We start from the raw sequence: 19,098 nt of genomic DNA, 5'->3' as shown, positions 1-19,098 counted from the left end.
AATGAGTACAGTAATTAAGTGTGAAAATTTAATAAAAAGATATGGAAGTAAAACAATAATTCCTGATTTATCTGTAGAGATAAATCAGGGAGAGTTTTTTACTCTATTGGGTCCTTCAGGTTGTGGAAAAACAACCTTGTTGAGAATGATTGCTGGTTTTAATTCAATTGAAGGAGGAAATATTTATTTTGGAGATAAGAGAATAAATGATGTTGCTCCTAAAGATAGAAATATAGGTATGGTATTTCAAAATTATGCAATATTTCCACATTTGACAGCCGGTGAAAATGTTGCATTTGGATTAAAAACTAGAAAAATTGAAAAGAATGTTATTGAAGGTAGAGTCGATAAAATCCTAGAAACTGTAAAAATTTCAAATTTAAAAAACTCTTTACCGGAAAATATGTCTGGAGGACAACAACAAAGAATAGCACTTGCTAGAGCTATTGTTATTGAACCGGATGTATTATTGATGGACGAACCTCTTTCAAATCTAGATGCAAAATTAAGAGTTGAAATGAGAAATGTAATTAAAAGAATTCAAAAAGATGTAGGGATTACAACTGTATATGTTACTCATGACCAAGAAGAAGCTATGGCAGTTTCTGATAGAATTGCTGTAATGAATAATGGGGTAATTCAACATATCGGTACTCCACAACACATATATCACAGACCTGCGAATGTATTTGTAGCAAGTTTTATAGGTCGTACAAATATTATTTCAAGAAATATTGAAGTTGAAAAAGGTAAAAAATATATTGTATTTTCTGACAATTATAAAGTTGAATCGGAAAATATAATTATTGAAACACCTAAAAAAGTTAAATTATCAATTAGACCTGAAGAGTTTGTAATAAGTAGAGAAGGTAATGGGCTAAAAGGAAAAGTAATTGATAATATGTTTTTAGGTATTAATACTCACTATTTTGTAGAGTTAACAAATGGAGAAAGAGTGGAAGTTATCCAGGAATCATCACTTTCAAATATTATTCCAATAGGTGAAGAAGTTGTCCTTACAGTTAAAATGGATAAAATAAATATATTTGATTTTGACACAGAAAAAAGTATAACAAAAGGAGTAGAAAACGATGCAAACTAAAGGAAAATCTAAAAGTATTTGGTCTGTAATTACTATTGTTCTTATTCTTTTGTATGTATTATTTTTAATAGTTCCTTTATTTGGACTTATAAAATCAAGTTTTTATGTAGAAGGACAAGGATTTTCTTTAGCTTATTTTAAGAGATTTTTCGGAGAATCATATTATTCCCAAACATTGATAAATTCACTTTTAGTTACAATTGCAACAACAATTGCGTGTGCGATTGTGGCATTCCCATTAGCGTATTTTATGACAACTGTAAAAATTAAGGGATCTTCATTTATTCAAATTTTGATTCTTATTTCATCAATGAGTCCTCCTTTTATTGGTGCGTACTCTTGGGTACTTTTATTAGGAAGATCCGGAGTTATAACAAAATCATTGAGAAGTATAGGTGTTACGGGTATAAGCATTTATGGCTTTCATGGTATTTTGCTGGTACTTACTCTTCAAATGGTACCATTAATTTATATGTACCTTATGGGAGCTATGAAAAATATAGATAAATCATTAGTTGAGGCTGCAGAAAATTTAGGAATGACCGGTTTTAAAAGAATTATGAAAGTATTTGTTCCGCTATTGATTCCATCAATTTTATCAGCATCATTACTTGTATTTATGAGAGCATTTGCTGACTTTGGTACTCCGATGTTAATAGGTGAAGGATATCAAACTGTTCCGGTTATGATATATAATCAGTTTGTTGGAGAAATTGGAGGAGATACAGCTTTTGCTGCTGCAATTTCAGTAGTAGTAATTATAATGGCTATTACAATATTTTTAATTCAAAAATATATAGCTGAAAAAAAAGCATTTTCAATGAGTGCATTACACCCAATTGAAGCTAAGAAGGAAACAGGATTAAAAAATATAATTGCACATTTATATGTCTATTTTTACGTATTTGTGTCTATAGCACCGTTGCTATATGTTATATATACATCATTTAGAAAAACACGAGGTTCCATATTTGTAAAAGGATTATCTTTAGATAGTTATAGAAATGCTTTTAGTAGATTAGGTACATCAATTACATCTACATTCATACTTGCGTTTATTGCGATAATTATAATATTGATAATGGGAGTATTAATTGCATATGTAGCTGTTAAAAGAAGAAATAATATGTCACAAGCATTAGATGTTTTATCAATGTTACCATATATCGTTCCTGGTTCGGTAATGGGTATTTCATTATTATCAACATTTAGTTCAAAACCATTGTTATTAAGTGGTACCGCTACGATAATGATAATAGCTTTTGTAATTAGAAGATTACCATATACAATCAGATCTTCAGTTACAGCTTTATACCAAATCAGTCCTTCAATAGAAGAGGCCGCCGAAAACTTAGGTGCATCTCCTATGAAGTCATTTACTAAAATTATTTTACCAATGATGAGATCAGGGGTAATTTCAGGAGCAATATTAAGTTGGATTTATATATTATCAGAATTATCAACATCAATCTTGCTATATAGTCCAAAAACCAAGACAATGACAGTAAGTATCTACACTGAAGTTTTAAGAGGAAATTATGGTAATGCTGCAGCTTTAGCAACTATATTAATTGTGCTAACAGTAGTATCATTAATGTTATTCTTCAAAGTTTCAGGAAAAAAAGAAATTTCAATGTAAAATATAAACAGGAATTTATACGATTTGTATGCATTCCTGTTTTTTTATGATAAAGTGGAGAGAATATCTAATGATATCGTGAGATATATTAAAAAAAAGATTTATTATGTTATAATTAAATAAACCATAACTGTGTAGTATTTACTTTAGGAGGTATTAAAATACCGGTTTGCTATAATAATCTTTGGAAACTACTTATAGATAAAAATATGAATAAAACTGAATTAAAAGAGGCTGCTGGGTTAAGCTTTAATGTGATAGCCCGTATGGGAAAAACCGAAATAGTATTTTATATTTCGTAAAATATTGTAGATTTAGAAATAAACATTTATTCCTAATATTATATTTTTGATATAATATACATATGAAAGATAATCAAAATACATTTAAAAAATACAATAGAAAATTAGCATATAAATATAGCATAATACCAATAATAGTTTTAATAATATTAATTATGATTTTATTTATATCTTTGGTTAGATTTAATGAGCAAAAAATTAATAATAATTCTAATATAGAAGTTAGTAATATAATTAATAAGGATTATAGTGAAATTATAAATTTTTCAAGAGATTTTATTAAAAAAAAATATAAGGAGGGCTTTAATAATGATATAAATAGAGCAAATATATTATATGAATTTTATAAATTAAAAAATTCTCTTAAAATAGATGTAAATCTAGTTGTGTTTAATGAAAAGTACAATTCAATTTTTACTTCGAAGAATTATGACGAGAATTTAGTAAATTATAAAAATATAAATATTTGGCAGACAGTTAAAATTGAAAACAATATTTCACTTATAACAAGTTTTAATAGTAAAAAAATTCAGCAATTTGTAGAAATTAAAGAAAAAATTAATAATAAAGAATATATAATAATTATTGATATTGATTTAAATAGTATGTCTAGAATACTAAATTCTAATAATAATACAATTAATTTTATAATCGGGAAATTTAATCAAGTAATAAGTTCAAATAATGATTATATAATTGGTAAGGTTTATAAATTTAATGGGCAGAGATTATCAAATAATTTAGTAAAAATTAATAATGATAAATTTTATTATATTGAATCTGTCATAGGAAATTTAGATATGAGAGTTGCCACGGTTAATAAAATTACCCCAATAGTGAGTTTTGGTTGGGTTATGCTTTTCAGTATTATTTTATTATCTGTTTTGACATTTTTAACTGTTGTAATTACTTGGGATATTTTATCTAAAAAAAATATGAAATCATTAAATATTATGATTTCAAATATAAGAGGAAAGAAATTTGATAAAGATGATAATATAGAATCTGAATTATTTGAAGAACTTAAACATCTTGATGAAGACTACAATAATATGTTAAATGAAATAAATATGCTTATTGCAAAAAATCAACAATATTCATATTTAAGCGATGTGGATCAAGTAAAATTTTTGAATACACAATTTAACCCCCACTTTTTATTTAATACTTTAGAATCCCTAAGATATTTGATATATTTTGACATTAAATCGGCTGATAAATATATTATGAATTTATCAAAAATTTTAAGATATACAATTGATTTTAAGGGATTTTTTTCAAGTGTAAGTGATGAAATAAATTACTTGAATTCATATTTGGAACTTCAAAAAATAAGATATCAAGAAAGATTAAAATATAGTATTTATGTTGATGATAGCGTATTAATGATGGAAATACCAAAATTAATATTACAACCAATAGTTGAAAACTCAATAAAATACACTTATAAATCTCAACAAAATTTAGAAATTAATTTAGAAATTAAAAATTTAGATGAAAATATTGAAATTATAATAAATGACAATGGGCCGGGTATTTCAGAATGCAAATTATCGGAAATATTAAAAAATATGAAAAATTATAATAGTAAAAATAGTATTGGAATATATAATATAAATAAAAAGTTAAAATTAATTTACGATGAAAGATATAAATTTAATATAAAAAATTCAAATTCAGGGTTAGAAATAAAAATTTTAATTCCAAAGGAGTAGGAAATGTATAAAGTTTTATTAGTTGAGGATGAATTATTTATCAGAAGAGGATTAACCTATTTGTTTAATTGGGAAAAAGTAAATTGCACAATTATAGGAGAAGCTGAAAATGGTCAGATTGGTTTGGAAATGATAAAAAAATTGAATCCTGATATAGTAATTTTAGATATTAATATGCCTATTCTTGGTGGTTTAGATATGCTAAAACAGGTGAAAAATAAAAATTTTGAGAGTATAATTTTATCAGGATATGATGAATTTGAATATGCAAAAGATGCAATAAATCAAAACGCAATAGCATATCTGTTGAAACCCGTAGATTATGATGAATTAAAAAATGCACTTAATAAGGCAATATCTAATATAAAGAAAAATAAAGATATATTAAATTTAGAAATAGAGTTAAATAGTAAATTAGATAGACTAAATCTTGATACTGATGACGTTATAAGCACTAACTCTAAAACTACATTGCAAGTAATTGAATTTATAAAAAAAAATTATAAGCAAAAAATAAATATTGATGATTTAATTAGAATTACTAATAAAGGTAAAACAAGCATACTTCAAAATTTTAAGGAAGATACAAATCAAACTTTAACGGAGTATATCAATATTTTTAGAATAAAAAAAGCAATTAAGCTTATGTATGAAACAAATTATTCTATAGAAAATATATCTTATGAGGTTGGATTTTCAAATTATAGATATTTTTCTTCAGTATTTAAGAAATATATGGATATTACGCCGTCAGAATTTATAAAACAATATAATAATTAGGGGGATGATATGAGATTTGGAATAGTTGGTACAAATTTTATCACGGACGAATTTATGGAAGGTGCAATGCTAATGAAAGATTGCATTGAAGTCACATCTGTTTGTAGTGGTAAAATTGAAAATGCAAAAAAATTTGCTGAAAAATATTCTATAAAAAATGTTTATGAAAATCACATTGAAATGTTGGATAGTGGAGAAATTGATTCTATTTATATAGCTGTTCCAAATGCATTACATTTTAATATAGCTATGGCTGCGATTCAAAGAAGAATCTCTGTTTTTTGTGAAAAACCATTAGCTGTTAATTCGGGTCAAGCTCGTGTTCTAATTAATGAAGCTTTAAAAAATAAAGTTTATGTACATCATGGAGTTGTTCCATTATACACCGAAAACTTAAATGTAATCAAAAATAATTTGCAAAATATAGGTAGAATTAGAAGAGCAATATTTGGATTAAATCAATATTCATCAAGATATGATAGATATTTAAGAGGCGAAAATCCAACAACTTTCAGAAATGAGTTAGCGAATGGTGCAATTATGGACTTAGGAGTTTATATTGTTTCACTTTGTGTTTCTTTATTTGGAAAACCTAGAAATATATTTGCTAATAGTATAATGTTAGAAAGTAACGTGGATGGTTCAACATCAGCTATTTTGTCATATGACAATTTTGAAGTTATTTTATTATGTTCAAAAATTATTGATTCAAATGTTGTGAGTGAAATATCAGGAGAAGATGGGATCATAAGTATAGGTGTTCCTTCTAGAATTTCTACAGTAAAAATAATGAAAAGACTTAATACAGCTAATATTGAAACATTTAATGAAATGGAAAACTCATTTAAGCGTCAATTAAAAGAATTCTTAAATGTAGTTGAAAATGGAAATTATGAATCAGATGTAGTTCCATATAGTCTATCAATAGATATCATTGATGTTATGACTGAAATTAGAAAAATATGCGGCGTAAAATTTAAGGAAGATGAGTAAAAAATATTATAATAATTAAATTTAATAAAAATTTTATATTTTAGGAGGCAATATGAAAAAGTTTTTAGTATTTTTAGCTGAAGGATTTGAAGAAATTGAGGCACTAACTCCTGTTGATTATTTAAGAAGAGCAGGTATTGAAGTAGATACTGTCTCAATTACAGATAAAAGAGATGTAGTTGGATCTCATAATATTCAAGTTTTAGCAGATAAGACTATATATGAAATTAATGGAGAAGATTATTTAGGATTGTATATACCAGGAGGAATACCGGGAGCAATAAATTTAAGAGATAATCAACAAGTTATTGATTTCATCAAGGAATTTAACAATGAAGGTAAAATAGTAAGTGCTATATGTGCTGGACCAATTTCTCTTGGCAGGGCAGACATAATTAGAGATAAAAAAGTTACAAGTTTTCCAACTTTTGAAGATAAAATAGAAAATATAGGGATGTACGTAAATAATCAAATTGTAGTTGAAGATCAAAATATCATTACAGGTAGAGGAGCAGCAATTGCAATATATGAATCGTTTAAGATTATTGAAAAAATTAAAGGAAAAGAAGCTGTTAAATTATTAAAGGAAGGTATCCAACAAACAAGTGTTGAAGATTTTTATAAATTTCAATCATAAATCGTATTTTAATTGACTAGTTTTACTAGTCAATTTTTTTGAGTATAATGATATAATAATTATATAAATTATAGGAGATTATTATGATAAAAAAAGAGTTAAATGAAATAAAAAAAGCTATTAAATCAGATGATTTTTCAATTACAGATGTGTGGTCTACATATGTGAATATGACAAAAGAAATAATATTTTCAACTAAGACAAATTTTGTTGTAATGAATGAAGAGATTAGAGAGGTTTATGCAACAATTTTTTCTAAAGTATTGTCAGGTACCCAAGGTAAAAATTTAATAACACTTAATTTTTTGCCTGAAGAAGAGATAGATGGTGGAAAACGAGATATGCTGTATAAAACTGTTAGAGATTCATCAGGAGAAAAATATCAAAGTTTAATAGATTTAATAATTGAAAATTATAATCCTAAATCAAATTATGCCATATTAATTGCTAAAGGTTCGTATGACATTCCAAGAAAAGCATCAGATGGTGAATTTTTAGAAGATTCTGAAGATGTATATAATTTTATTGTTACAGCTATATGCCCTATGAATTTAACGAAGCCATCGTTGTGTTATAAAAGTGAACAAAATGATTTTGTTGAAAATCGAAGAAATTGGACTGTTCAAATGCCGGAGACAGGTTTTCTATATCCAACATTTACAAATCGTCAAAGTAATATTTACGAATGTCTATATTACACAAGAAAGGTCGTAGATGTTCATGATGAATTTATAAATGGTGTACTTGGTTGTGATATGAAGCTTAATCCTATTGAACAAAAGGAAAAATTTAATGAAATAATTGAAAGTAATCTTCCGAATCTTAAAATATCAGATTTTGTGGAGTTAAATAAAAATATTACAATTTTTACTGAAGAGTTAAAAAACGAGGGTGAATCTCCAAAGTTAAAATCAAGACAATTAAAAGAATTTTTATCATCAGTCGGTGCGAAAAATGTTGAATTAGAAGATGATTTAGAAATTATGGCGGATAATGTTATAAATAAAAATTATAATATTGTTAGTGGAGGTAATATTATAATTAGGACAAATAATGATGGTATTTTATTTATTGAACAACGCATCATCGACGGAAGACCATGCTTAGTGATACCAATGGATGAAGTAGAGTTGAATGGGATAAGATTGAATTAATTTAAGACAGAATAATATTATTCAATGTAATACTTTAATATTTTGTCTATTATTTTATTATCAACTACTTTATTTGAATATTCAAATGTTATAATGAGATTTTTCCCGGGTATAAAACCATTTTTAATATAATTGTATAGTTTATCAATTGCGTTAGTTGCATATGCAGGATTATCCATCATTCCAAAATGTTCCCAATATATTTCTGTAAAAGTGTATGGACTATATAATGTAAAGTCAGGATAGTATATACTGTTACCGACTTTTAGAGAATGCTCGTACTTGTAATTTATTCCTTTATTAAATAGCAAATCAGCAAAAATTTTTTCGGATTTAGAACGTACCTGTTCTCCTTTTAAGGTAATATTTTTGTGTTATCAAATTGATATGGATTAGTGTGAGATATATTATTATGCCAATAATTTATATTATGAATATGATTTATAGTTATTGGATTTATGAGATATTTTCTATAACTATCTATAGAATTAATATTTAGATTTTTTATAATTTCGTTGCAGGATTTTAATAAAGGAATAAGATTACTTAAATTTTTAATTAGTTTTTTTTGATAAGATTTTTGTGCTAAGTTTCTAGCCTTATTAATCTTTTTTTTATTTATATATTTTTTTTCAAATCTCTTATTGAATTTATTGTAGTATTGATGATAGTATCTACATTTACCATTACATTTTGATATAACAAGCGTACCATCTATCATTTTCTTTTCATTTTCAATTAATTTTTTATGCAATATCTTATAACAGTTTATTAGTTCATTTATTTGTTGATATATATTATTCATAATTCCTCCTTATATAATAAACATATGCTTGTGGATTGTTAATACCTCCATATATATTATGCCACAAATAAATAAATTGTATGTATCAACATTATTACATTTATTTAATATTTTCAAAATTAATATATAAATTAGGTTTATTTATAAATAGGACTAAAATTGTAGAAATTAATTATTTGGTTTCAAAAAAATATTGAGAATAAATTTAATATGCAACCAAATTCAATTAATTAGGTAATTTAGTTTTATAAAATTGTCTTTAAGTTTAATAATTTCAATATTTTTATCACATAATTTAAAACTAAATATAAAAATATAAAATTTTGGTTTTAAAAATAAATATAATAATAAATAAAATTAGAACTAAAACTTTATTAACATTAAATTTGGTTTTAAATATTAAATCGTAACATTATATTTTAATACTAAAAAGATTATTATATAAAATTTAGTATGAAAAATTGTATCAGAGTAATTATATTATTAATATACTTATCTAAACCTCAAATTCTCACATATTGTTGAATTTCTAATATATATAATATATAATAAAATGAGTTAGAATCTAGTGTTATCAAGTATTAACAAATAATTAAGATAAAATGGAGTATCAAATGAAAATTGATAAGAAAAATAAAAAGCCAATTATAGCAATCTGTTATGATTTTGATAAAACATTATCTCCAGATGATATGCAGGCTCAAGGATTTATCCAATCAATTGGATATGAAGTTAATGAATTTTGGAAAGAATCTAATAAACTTGCTGTTGAAAATGAAATGGATACAAATTTAGCATACATGTATCTTATGACTAAAAATAAAAATCTTACAAAGCAGGATTTAAAAGAGTATGGCTCAAAAGTTGGATTATTTCCGGGGGTAGATACATGGTTTGATAGGATAAATCATTATGGAAATGAGCACGGAGTAGAGGTTGAACACTATATCATTTCTTCCGGACTAAAGGAAATGATTGAAGGTACAATCATTAGCGATAAGTTTAAGAAGATTTATGCAAGCTCATTCTATTTTGACGAAGATGGTGTTGCGGTTTGGCCAGCTCAAGCTGTAAATTATACAAACAAGACTCAATTTTTATTTAGAATAAAAAAGGGTGTATTAGATATAAATGATCAAAATGTTAATAATCATTATGAAGGTGATAAAAAGAGAGTTCCTTTTAGAAACATGATTTATATTGGTGACAGTGATACAGATGTACCATGTATGACACTTGTTAATATGAATGGTGGACATTCAATTGGGGTTTATAATGCTGAAACAAATGATAAATCTAAAGTATTTAAAATGTTGGAAGATAGAAGAATTAGGTATTATTCACAAGCTGATTATCAAGAAAATTCAGATTTAGAATTATTAGTTAAACAAATTATTAATCGTACAGTAACAAATGAAATTTTAGAACATCGTTTTTATAATGCACTACACGAAAAAGATGATGAATTAAAAAATCAATCAGATGAAGAAAAATATAAAGAAGATTTAATCAATAAGTTAGAAGATAGTACAAGTTTTTCGCACACACATAGTCTAATTCATGAAATGAGCAAAATTGATTCGTGGACGTCATCTCAAAAAAACAAATTGATAAAAGTTGCTCTTTCAAATACACAAGTTAAATTTATCTTAAAAGATAAAGATTTATTTGCGTTTTATAAAAACATATATGAAAATGTTGCATCTCAAGATGCTGTGATTTTACAAAAGTTAATAGAAGATAATAAATAAAAGTTTTAGCACTAAAATATTCTATTTTAGTGCTTTTTTACTAGACTAAAATTAAATAAAGATATAAAATATAAAGATAACATAATACATAATAGAGGTAGTAATGAAATTTAATAAAATAGTTGAAAAATTGAAAGAATCAAATATCTTAAAATTCAATCAAGAGATAAATCAAATACCGGATATTATAAAATTAACAATAGGAGAGCCGGATTTTAATACGCCTGACCATATAAAGAAGGCGGCAAAACAAGCAATAGACAATAATTTTACACATTATACAGTAAGTAACGGAATTTTAGAACTTAGAGAAGAAACTGCAAATTACTATAATGAAAAATTCGGATTTAATTATACAAAAGATCAAGTTATAGTTACAGTCGGAGCTACAGAGGCGATGAATGCAACATTTCAAGCTATTTTAAATCCGGAAGATGTAGTGATTATTCCGACGCCTACATTTCCTTTGTACATGCCCGAAATAATGATGAGTTATGGAAATTTTGAGTTGATTGATACAAGTAAAAATGGATTTATATTTACGGCGGATATGTTAGAAAAAATTATTAAAAATAATCCACATATGAAATATAAAGCAGTAGTATTGGTATATCCAAATAATCCAACAGGTGTAACTTATACAAAAGAGCAACTTGAAGATTTAGCAAAAGTAATAAAAAAATACGACATATATGTTATATGTGATGAAATTTATGCGGAGTTAGTTTATGATAAAACACATTATTCAATTGCAAATATTATACCTGAAAATACAATATTAATTACAGGATTATCTAAATCACATGCAATGACAGGATGGAGAATAGGATTTGTATTATCAAGCAATGAAATTATACAGCAAATTTCTAAAACGCATCAATTTAATGTAACAAATGCAACTTCTATAAGTCAATATGCAGCATTAGCAGCAATGAAATATGGAAAACAAGATTCTGAATTAATGAAGTGTGAATATAAAAAGAGAAGAGATTTTTTAGTTGAAGAATTGACTAAATTAGATTTTGAAGTTGCCAGTCCTGATGGAGCATTTTATATTTTTGCCAAAATTCCACAAGACAGAAATCAAAATTCTCAAGAATTTGCATCTGAAATTGCATACAATGCAAAAGTCGGGACTATACCAGGTTCATATTTTGGACCGGGTGGTGAGGGATTTTTAAGAATAAGTTATGCAACATCAATTGAAAATTTAAAAATAGCAATTGAAAATTTAAGAAAATATTTAAAATAGGGAGGAATTGAATGGATATTATTGAAAGGTTTAAAAAATATATATCAGTAGATACAAAATCAAATGAAGAAAATGCAACATGTCCAAGTACACTAGGACAATTAGAATTAGGTAAAATTTTAGTTGAAGAATTAAAAGAATTAGGAATTAAGGATGCATTTCAAGATAAAAATGGATATGTTTATGGAACTTTAGAAAAAAATATAGATAAAGATGTTCCTACAGTTGGGTTTATTGCACATATGGATACTGCACCGGATTTAGATGGTAAATGTATTAATCCTCAAATATTTACATATAAAGGTGGGGATATAAAATTAAATGAAGAATATACAATGAAAGTTTCAGATTTTCCTATTTTAAATGATTTAATTGGAATGGAACTTATCACAACAGATGGTACTACTTTATTAGGAGCTGACGATAAGGCAGGAGTTTCAGAAATAATGGATGCGATTCAATATTTAGTAAATCATCCTGAGATTAAGCATGGAGATATAAAAATTGGATTTACACCTGATGAGGAAATAGGAAGAGGAGCTGATTTATTTGATGTCAAAGGATTCGGTGCTGATTTTGCATATACAATGGATGGCGGACCAATTGGAGAATTAGAGTATGAAAATTTTAATGCTGCAACAGCAATTGTTAAAATTCAAGGAAAAAATGTTCACCCCGGTTCTTCTAAAAATACAATGATAAATTCAGTAAAAATTGGTATGGAGTTTGAATCAATGCTTCCAGTTGCACAAAAGCCTGAATACACAGAAAATTATGAAGGATTTATACACTTAGTAGATTTTTCCGGAACTGTGGAATTTACTGAAATGGTATATATTATACGTGATCACGATATGGATAAATTTACCAACAAGAAAGAAATATTGAAAGCAGCGGCTCAATATTTGAATACAAAATATATCGATGCTATAAAATTAGAAATTACAGATTCATACTTTAATATGAAGGAAAAAATTATGCCAAAAATGCATATAGTTGAACTTGCTAAGAAATCAATGGAAGACATTGGGATTGTACCAAATATTGTTCCAATTAGAGGTGGCACAGATGGTGCAAAATTATCATTTATGGGATTGCCAACTCCAAATATATTTGCAGGGGGGATGAATTTTCATGGAAGATATGAATTTATTCCTATTGAATGGATGAGGAAAGCATCTGAATTAATAGTTAAAATTGCTGAAAATAATGCAAAATAGGAGTTTTATGTCAGAAATATTAAAAATAAATAAAATTATTTCTAATATAGTTTGGGGCTGGCCAATGATAATTTTATTATTAGGGGCTGGTCTCTTAATTATGATAAGGACAAAAGGAATAATTTTTAGAAAATTTGGTTTGATATTAAAAAGTACATTTCTTAAGATGTTTCATAAAAATCATGATGGAGATGGCACTATTACACCATTTCAAGCAGTTACAACAGCATTAGCGGCTACAGTTGGTACAGGGAATATCGCAGGTGTTTCGTTGGCGATTGCAGTCGGTGGTCCAGGTGCAGTATTTTGGATATGGGTTTCTGCATTTTTTGGAATGTTTACAAAATATGCAGAAGTTATACTTGCAATAGTATACAGAGAAAAAAATGACAAAACAGGACATTTTTCAGGTGGACCAATGTATTACTTAAAAAATGGGGCGAACAAGCCGATTTTAGCATTTCTTTTTGCTTTGTTTGGAATGGTAGCATCATTTGGTATAGGAAATATGACACAGTCAAATTCTATTTCACAAGCTTTGAAAACTTCGTTTAATTTCAATCCTTCAATCGTTGGAGGAATTGTAATGTTTTTAAGTGCTTTAGTTTTAATTGGTGGCTTAAAAAATATAGCAAAAGTTACAAGTAGACTCGTACCAATTATGGCATTTTCCTATATACTGGGTTCATTAATAGTAATATTTGTAAATTATAGTGAAATACCTAATGTTGTTTCTGAAATTTTTAAAAGTGCATTTACACCGCATGCTGCTGTGGGAGGATTTGTAGGTTCAACTTTATTGATTACATTAAAACAAGGATTTTCAAGAGGGATTTTTACAAATGAAGCCGGTTTAGGTTCTGCACCAATTGCTCATAGTGCTGCTAAAACAAATCATCCTGTAGAGCAGGCAATGTGGGGAGTTTATGAAGTATTTATGGATACAATTGTAATTTGTACTATGACCGCATTTACAATACTTATTTCAGGTAAATGGAGTAGCGGTCTTAAAGGTGTTGAACTTGCAATGTCAGCATTTAATACAGGATTTTTAGGTGGAGAATATGTAGTTTCAATTGGATTAACATTATTTGCATTTTCTACAATTGTTGGTTGGTACTACTATGGTGAAAGATGTTTTGCATACATATTTGGTGATAAATATGTATTAATTTATAGAATTATTTATATACCTTTAATTTATGTAGGGGCAGTTGGTGGACTTGAAGATATATGGTCAATTTCAGATACATTAAATGGTTTAATGGCTATTCCAAATTTAATTGGTTTATTTTTATTGAGTGGAGTAGTTGTTAAAAAGACAAATGAGTATTTTAAAAATAGATAGTAGGTTATTATGAGTAAAAAAATATTTTTAAGCGACAAAACATTTTTAAAAATGATGTTATCAGTTGCACTTCCAGTTTCAATACAGTTTTTGATATCTACATCAATTAATATGGCAGATACAGTAATGATAAGTTCTTTAGGTGGGGTAGAGATTGCTGCAGTTGGACTTGTTAATCAATTTGTATTTTTCTTCTTTGTTGCGTGCTTTGGAGTTTGTAGTACAGGTTCAGTATTTTTTGCACAATATTTTGGGGATAAGGATTTAAATAGTGTTAGAAAATATTTAACAATAATCATGCAGTTTAGTCTAATAATTGGGATTTTATTTACTGTATTTTCACTAATATTTCCATATCAAATAATGAGAATATTAATACCTGATGAAGAGGTAATAAATGTCGGAATAAGTTATTTGCGATTAATTTCATTTACATTTGTTATAACAGCAATTTCGCAATGTTATAACACAGTTTTAAGATCATGTAATAGAGCTAAAGAACCTCTTTTAGTTTCCATAATTTCGTTTTTTGTAAATGTATTTTTTAATTATGTATTTATATTTGGAAAATTCGGAGCTCCAGCAATGGGAGTTTCTGGTGCTGCTCTAGGTACAATAATGGCTAGATTTGTTGAAATATTGATTCTCAGCTTTATGATTTTTAGAAATAGTTCAAGAATAAATTCATTAAAACCATTTAATTTATTTAAATTTGAATTTGTGAAAATTAAGAGATATTTTGAAATAGGTGTTACTATTATTCTTGCTGAAATATTATGGGCATTAGGACAATTACTTTTTGCAATAGCTTATGCACGTATAGGAAAGGACGCAACTGCATCAATTCAACTTTCAAATACAATTCAAAATATATTTTTTATTATAGTAAATGCAGTCAATACATCTGCTTCAGTATTAATAGGACAAACTCTTGGAGCTGGTAAAATTGACAAAGCAGACAGATATGCAAAATATTTTTTACAGATAACATCAATTATGGGAATTATATCATTAACAATACTTGCCGGTTTACCAAATGTTTTGATGAAAATATATACTAATATTGAGTCTGGTATTTATGCAACAGCAATTACATTATTGATAATTAGAGGAATATTTATACCTTTTAGATTTTTAAATGGTATGCTTTATACAGGAATATTTAGATCTGGTGGAGAAACAAAAATTCCTTTTTTAATTGAACTTTCAACAATGTGGGGATTTGCGATTCCAATGTCATTTATAGGTGTTTTATTATTAAAATGGAAAATTGAATGGATTTTTACAATAGTGAGTCTAGAAGAATTTATAAAATTTTTCTTAATATTACCTCTTTATAAAAAGAAAAGATGGTTAAATAATTTAACTAATTAATTATGGCGTAAATATCAAATTTCATGTATAATATTAGTTAAAACTAAAAAAATAATTAGGAGGATTAAATTGAAAATAGATAGTTTTAAGGACTTTAAATATATTAGTAATATTGATCAAAATGAAAATTTTGTAGTATATCATATTACTACAGTAAATATGAAAGAAAATATATATGAAAAAAACATTTATTTATATGATAAAAAATTAAAAAAACAAATACAATTGACAAATTCTGGAAAAGATGGATATTTTACATTCTTCAAAGATGGCTCAATTGTATTTTCATCAAGTAGGAATGTAGACTCAAAGAAAAAAGAGAAACTTCCAAAAGAACTAGAAGAAATAATTTACGGAGATTCAAAAAAAGAAGAAAAAGAAATTAAATCAAGATTGTACAAAATTAATCCAAATGGTGGAGAAGCTGTAGAATTTCTAAAATCAGAGCATTCCATTGGAAAATTTTATGAATTAAATGATAATAAAATTATTTATACAAATAATATTTCAGCTGAAAAATTAGATTATCAAGATATAACTAAACTTCCATTTTGGTTTAATGGTGCAGGATACATTTATGGGAATAAAACCGATTTACACATTTTAGATGAGAATGGGAATGATAAAAAAATAAATTCTGATGAAATTGAAATTTCGGATTTTGTTTTAAATAAAAATAAAACATATGCTGTTGTTATTTACTCAAACAATACTGATGTAATGGAATTAACAAATTATATAGGAATATTAGATTTATCAACTCTAAAAATTAAAGAAATTTCTAAAGGAAAAGTTCATTATTACGCTGATTTTATCAAAGATGGAATAATTAGTATTGCGACAGATATGAAGAAAACTGGATTAAATGAAGACGCTAAAGTTTTCTATTTCGACATAGATGGCAAAAATGAAAAACAAATTTCATCAGATAATATCGATATTGCATTTTTTAATTCAGTTGGTACAGATGCTAGACAGGGAGAAGGTAATGCAGTTCAAATAGTTGATGATAAGATGTATTATATTTCAACATATTTTGACAATGCTGTTTTATCAAGTATTGATTTAGATGGAAATATAGAAGAAGTTATTTCAAGAAATGGGTCAGTTGAAGGATTTACATATGATGGAAATGATTTTTATTTTACAGCAATGAGAGATTTACAACTTCCAGAATTATATAAATTAGAAAATAATCAAGAAATTAAGTTAACAGATTTTTCAAAAGATTTAGAAGCAGTAAATTTATCTAAAATTGAAGAATTTAATTTTGAAAATGATGGAAATAAATTTGTTGGATATGTTATAAAACCAGTTGGTTATGAAAAAGGTAAAAAATATCCAGGAATTTTACAGATTCATGGTGGGCCAAAAACTGCGTATTCAACAGTTTTACATCATGAAATGCAATTTTTAGCAAATCAAGGATATTTTGTATTTTACACAAATCCAAGAGGCTCATCAGGTAGAGGAGATGATTTTTCAGACATTCGTGGAAAATATGGAACTATCGACTTTGACGATTTAATGAAATTTACAGATGAAGTTCTTGAAAAATATTCAGATATAGATCAATTAAGATTAGCCGTAATGGGCGGAAGTTACGGTGGTTTCATGACAAATTGGATAATTGGTCATACAGATAGATTTAAGGTGGCAAATAGTCAAAGGTCAATTTCAAATTGGACATCATTTTATGGAGTGAGTGATATAGGATATTGCTTCGTTGATGATCAAACACAGGCGAATCCATTAGATAATTTAGAAAAAGTTTGGGAACAATCCCCATTAAAATATGCAAAAAATGTAAAAACACCAACATTATTCATACATGCGAGTGAAGATTACCGTTGTCCTTTAGAACAGGGTGTACAAATGTATGCTTCTTTAAAGATGAATAATGTAGATACAAAACTTGTTATTTTTGAAGGTGAAAATCACGATTTATCCAGAACAGGAAAACCACAGGCAAGATTAAAAAGATTGTATGAAATTCAAAAATGGTTTGAAAAATATTTGAAGTAGGAATATTTAAATTAAATAAATTGTATTATTACTCAAAAATTTTATCAAATTAAACCAATATACAATATAATTACAATTTGGATCTAATTTTCATATAAAATTTTTGAAATATAAATTAAGAAATAATACCAAAATTTTACTTATAAATAAAATGGTTCTATATTTGTGAAAAATATAAAAAAAATTCATACTAAAATTAAAAAAATTATCAAAATGGTTTAATATCTAATTATTAATCATTGCTGTTATCTTATTGGGAGTTATGATTGTGATAAACAGTAATAAAAATATTTTTAAAATATAGTAAAATATATTATAAATTAATATAGGAGTTATTTATGAATGCAGATTTTAAGATAAATGGAAAAATTATTGAAACAAAAAGACTAATAATTAGACAATTTGAACAAGGAGATTTAGATGATTTTTATGAATATGCTTCTGTAGATGGTGTTGGACAGATGGCTGGATGGAATCCACATGAAAATAAAGAAAAATCTCAAGAAATATTAAATATGTTTATTGAAGAAAATAAAACTTTTGCATTATTTCATAGGGATGATAAGAAAGTAATAGGATCATTAGGAATTGAAAAATATAAGCGTGAAAATGAACTAACTGAATTTAATAATTATATTGGAAGAGAATTAGGATTTGTATTAAGTAAAGATTATTGGGGAAAAGGATTAATGCCTGAGGCGGTAAATGCTGTTATAAATTATTTATTTAATGAATTAAATTATGATTTCTTAACATCCGGATATTTCATTTTTAATAATCAATCTAAAAGAGTTCAGGAAAAATGTGGCTTTAAGCCTTATAGGAAATTAATTATAGAAACAAGAATGGGGACTAAAGAAGATACAATATTAAATTTAATTATAAACCCAAATAAAAATATTAAATTAAATTTTTCGTATCCGGAAACATTAATTTATAACAATTAAAATAAAATACCGAATAGTCACTAGAATGTAATTAAGTGATTTTTCGGTATTTTT

The 19,098-nt window shown here is 26.2% G+C and carries 17 protein-coding genes; 15 read left to right on the top strand and 2 right to left on the bottom strand.

What is annotated here, in order from left to right:
- Position 1 precedes the first annotated feature (1 nt).
- From EQF90_RS04505 to EQF90_RS04470, 8 genes are all read left to right on the top strand, one after another.
- On the top strand, positions 2-1,102 hold the full coding sequence (locus tag EQF90_RS04505; RefSeq protein WP_134710767.1) for an ABC transporter ATP-binding protein: 1,101 nt from the start codon (positions 2-4) through the stop codon (positions 1,100-1,102).
- Positions 1,092-2,741, top strand: coding sequence for an ABC transporter permease (locus EQF90_RS04500; RefSeq protein WP_134710766.1), 1,650 nt, complete (start codon positions 1,092-1,094; stop codon positions 2,739-2,741). The genes EQF90_RS04505 and EQF90_RS04500 overlap by 11 nt, the downstream gene beginning before the upstream one ends.
- A 119-nt stretch (positions 2,742-2,860) precedes the next feature.
- Complete coding sequence (locus tag EQF90_RS04495; RefSeq protein ID WP_330167169.1) at positions 2,861-3,043, top strand: helix-turn-helix domain-containing protein; 183 nt, start codon at positions 2,861-2,863, stop codon at positions 3,041-3,043.
- 62 nt (positions 3,044-3,105) lie between these two features.
- On the top strand, positions 3,106-4,758 hold the full coding sequence (locus EQF90_RS04490) for a sensor histidine kinase (RefSeq protein ID WP_134710765.1): 1,653 nt from the start codon (positions 3,106-3,108) through the stop codon (positions 4,756-4,758).
- A 3-nt stretch (positions 4,759-4,761) separates the two neighbouring features.
- Positions 4,762-5,538, top strand: coding sequence for a response regulator transcription factor (locus EQF90_RS04485; RefSeq protein WP_134710764.1), 777 nt, complete (start codon positions 4,762-4,764; stop codon positions 5,536-5,538).
- A gap of 9 nt (positions 5,539-5,547) precedes the next feature.
- The gene (locus EQF90_RS04480; protein ID WP_134710763.1) at positions 5,548-6,531 is read left to right on the top strand and encodes a Gfo/Idh/MocA family protein; all 984 of its coding nucleotides are present in this window, start codon (positions 5,548-5,550) and stop codon (positions 6,529-6,531) included.
- Between the two features lie 52 nt (positions 6,532-6,583).
- Positions 6,584-7,168 (top strand): DJ-1 family glyoxalase III, encoded by a 585-nt coding sequence (locus tag EQF90_RS04475; RefSeq protein WP_134710762.1) that lies wholly within the window; start codon positions 6,584-6,586, stop codon positions 7,166-7,168.
- 83 nt (positions 7,169-7,251) lie between these two features.
- Positions 7,252-8,322, top strand: a complete 1,071-nt coding sequence (locus tag EQF90_RS04470) for a DUF4317 family protein (protein WP_134710761.1) — start codon at positions 7,252-7,254, stop codon at positions 8,320-8,322.
- Positions 8,323-8,339: 17 nt separating this feature from the next.
- Here EQF90_RS04470 and EQF90_RS04465 read toward each other — a convergent pair whose 3' ends face one another.
- Positions 8,340-8,504 (bottom strand): hypothetical protein, encoded by a 165-nt coding sequence (locus EQF90_RS04465; RefSeq protein WP_167554083.1) that lies wholly within the window; start codon positions 8,502-8,504, stop codon positions 8,340-8,342.
- A 173-nt stretch (positions 8,505-8,677) separates the two neighbouring features.
- Positions 8,678-9,127, bottom strand: coding sequence for a hypothetical protein (locus EQF90_RS04460; protein ID WP_134710760.1), 450 nt, complete (start codon positions 9,125-9,127; stop codon positions 8,678-8,680).
- A 614-nt stretch (positions 9,128-9,741) separates the two neighbouring features.
- Between EQF90_RS04460 and EQF90_RS04455 the strand changes: the two genes are divergently transcribed.
- The 7 genes from EQF90_RS04455 (at position 9,742) to EQF90_RS04425 (ending at position 19,044) form a co-directional block, all read left to right on the top strand.
- On the top strand, positions 9,742-10,878 hold the full coding sequence (locus EQF90_RS04455; protein WP_245151243.1) for an HAD family hydrolase: 1,137 nt from the start codon (positions 9,742-9,744) through the stop codon (positions 10,876-10,878).
- A 103-nt stretch (positions 10,879-10,981) separates the two neighbouring features.
- Entirely contained in the window at positions 10,982-12,130 is a 1,149-nt protein-coding gene (locus EQF90_RS04450) for an aminotransferase class I/II-fold pyridoxal phosphate-dependent enzyme (RefSeq protein ID WP_134710758.1), read from the top strand.
- A gap of 11 nt (positions 12,131-12,141) precedes the next feature.
- Positions 12,142-13,350 (top strand): peptidase T, encoded by a 1,209-nt coding sequence (gene pepT / locus EQF90_RS04445; protein WP_134710757.1) that lies wholly within the window; start codon positions 12,142-12,144, stop codon positions 13,348-13,350.
- 7 nt (positions 13,351-13,357) lie between these two features.
- Positions 13,358-14,698 (top strand): alanine/glycine:cation symporter family protein, encoded by a 1,341-nt coding sequence (locus tag EQF90_RS04440; protein ID WP_134710756.1) that lies wholly within the window; start codon positions 13,358-13,360, stop codon positions 14,696-14,698.
- A gap of 9 nt (positions 14,699-14,707) precedes the next feature.
- Positions 14,708-16,072, top strand: a complete 1,365-nt coding sequence (locus EQF90_RS04435) for an MATE family efflux transporter (RefSeq protein WP_134710755.1) — start codon at positions 14,708-14,710, stop codon at positions 16,070-16,072.
- A 69-nt stretch (positions 16,073-16,141) separates the two neighbouring features.
- Complete coding sequence (locus EQF90_RS04430; protein WP_134710754.1) at positions 16,142-18,097, top strand: alpha/beta hydrolase family protein; 1,956 nt, start codon at positions 16,142-16,144, stop codon at positions 18,095-18,097.
- Positions 18,098-18,435: 338 nt separating this feature from the next.
- Complete coding sequence (locus EQF90_RS04425) at positions 18,436-19,044, top strand: GNAT family N-acetyltransferase (RefSeq protein ID WP_134710753.1); 609 nt, start codon at positions 18,436-18,438, stop codon at positions 19,042-19,044.
- Positions 19,045-19,098: the final 54 nt, after the last annotated feature.

Origin of the sequence: Helcococcus ovis (genome assembly GCF_004524775.2) — a bacterium.
GTDB classification, from domain to species: Bacteria; Bacillota; Clostridia; order Tissierellales; family Peptoniphilaceae; genus Helcococcus; species Helcococcus ovis.
This window is presented reverse-complemented; position numbering and strand designations above follow the sequence as displayed.

What these genes read in the sequence shown, in the direction of transcription:
- EQF90_RS04465 (WP_167554083.1), bottom strand. Translation starts at nt 8,504, where the DNA reads ATGATGGATAATCCTGCATATGCAACTAACGCAATTGATAAACTATAC.
- EQF90_RS04450 (WP_134710758.1), top strand. Translation starts at nt 10,982, where the DNA reads ATGAAATTTAATAAAATAGTTGAAAAATTGAAAGAATCAAATATCTTA.
- EQF90_RS04480 (WP_134710763.1), top strand. Translation starts at nt 5,548, where the DNA reads ATGAGATTTGGAATAGTTGGTACAAATTTTATCACGGACGAATTTATG.
- EQF90_RS04505 (WP_134710767.1), top strand. Translation starts at nt 2, where the DNA reads ATGAGTACAGTAATTAAGTGTGAAAATTTAATAAAAAGATATGGAAGT.
- EQF90_RS04440 (WP_134710756.1), top strand. Translation starts at nt 13,358, where the DNA reads ATGTCAGAAATATTAAAAATAAATAAAATTATTTCTAATATAGTTTGG.
- EQF90_RS04435 (WP_134710755.1), top strand. Translation starts at nt 14,708, where the DNA reads ATGAGTAAAAAAATATTTTTAAGCGACAAAACATTTTTAAAAATGATG.
- EQF90_RS04500 (WP_134710766.1), top strand. Translation starts at nt 1,092, where the DNA reads ATGCAAACTAAAGGAAAATCTAAAAGTATTTGGTCTGTAATTACTATT.
- EQF90_RS04455 (WP_245151243.1), top strand. Translation starts at nt 9,742, where the DNA reads ATGAAAATTGATAAGAAAAATAAAAAGCCAATTATAGCAATCTGTTAT.
- EQF90_RS04460 (WP_134710760.1), bottom strand. Translation starts at nt 9,127, where the DNA reads ATGAATAATATATATCAACAAATAAATGAACTAATAAACTGTTATAAG.
- EQF90_RS04485 (WP_134710764.1), top strand. Translation starts at nt 4,762, where the DNA reads ATGTATAAAGTTTTATTAGTTGAGGATGAATTATTTATCAGAAGAGGA.
- EQF90_RS04470 (WP_134710761.1), top strand. Translation starts at nt 7,252, where the DNA reads ATGATAAAAAAAGAGTTAAATGAAATAAAAAAAGCTATTAAATCAGAT.
- pepT (WP_134710757.1), top strand. Translation starts at nt 12,142, where the DNA reads ATGGATATTATTGAAAGGTTTAAAAAATATATATCAGTAGATACAAAA.
- EQF90_RS04490 (WP_134710765.1), top strand. Translation starts at nt 3,106, where the DNA reads ATGAAAGATAATCAAAATACATTTAAAAAATACAATAGAAAATTAGCA.
- EQF90_RS04475 (WP_134710762.1), top strand. Translation starts at nt 6,584, where the DNA reads ATGAAAAAGTTTTTAGTATTTTTAGCTGAAGGATTTGAAGAAATTGAG.
- EQF90_RS04425 (WP_134710753.1), top strand. Translation starts at nt 18,436, where the DNA reads ATGAATGCAGATTTTAAGATAAATGGAAAAATTATTGAAACAAAAAGA.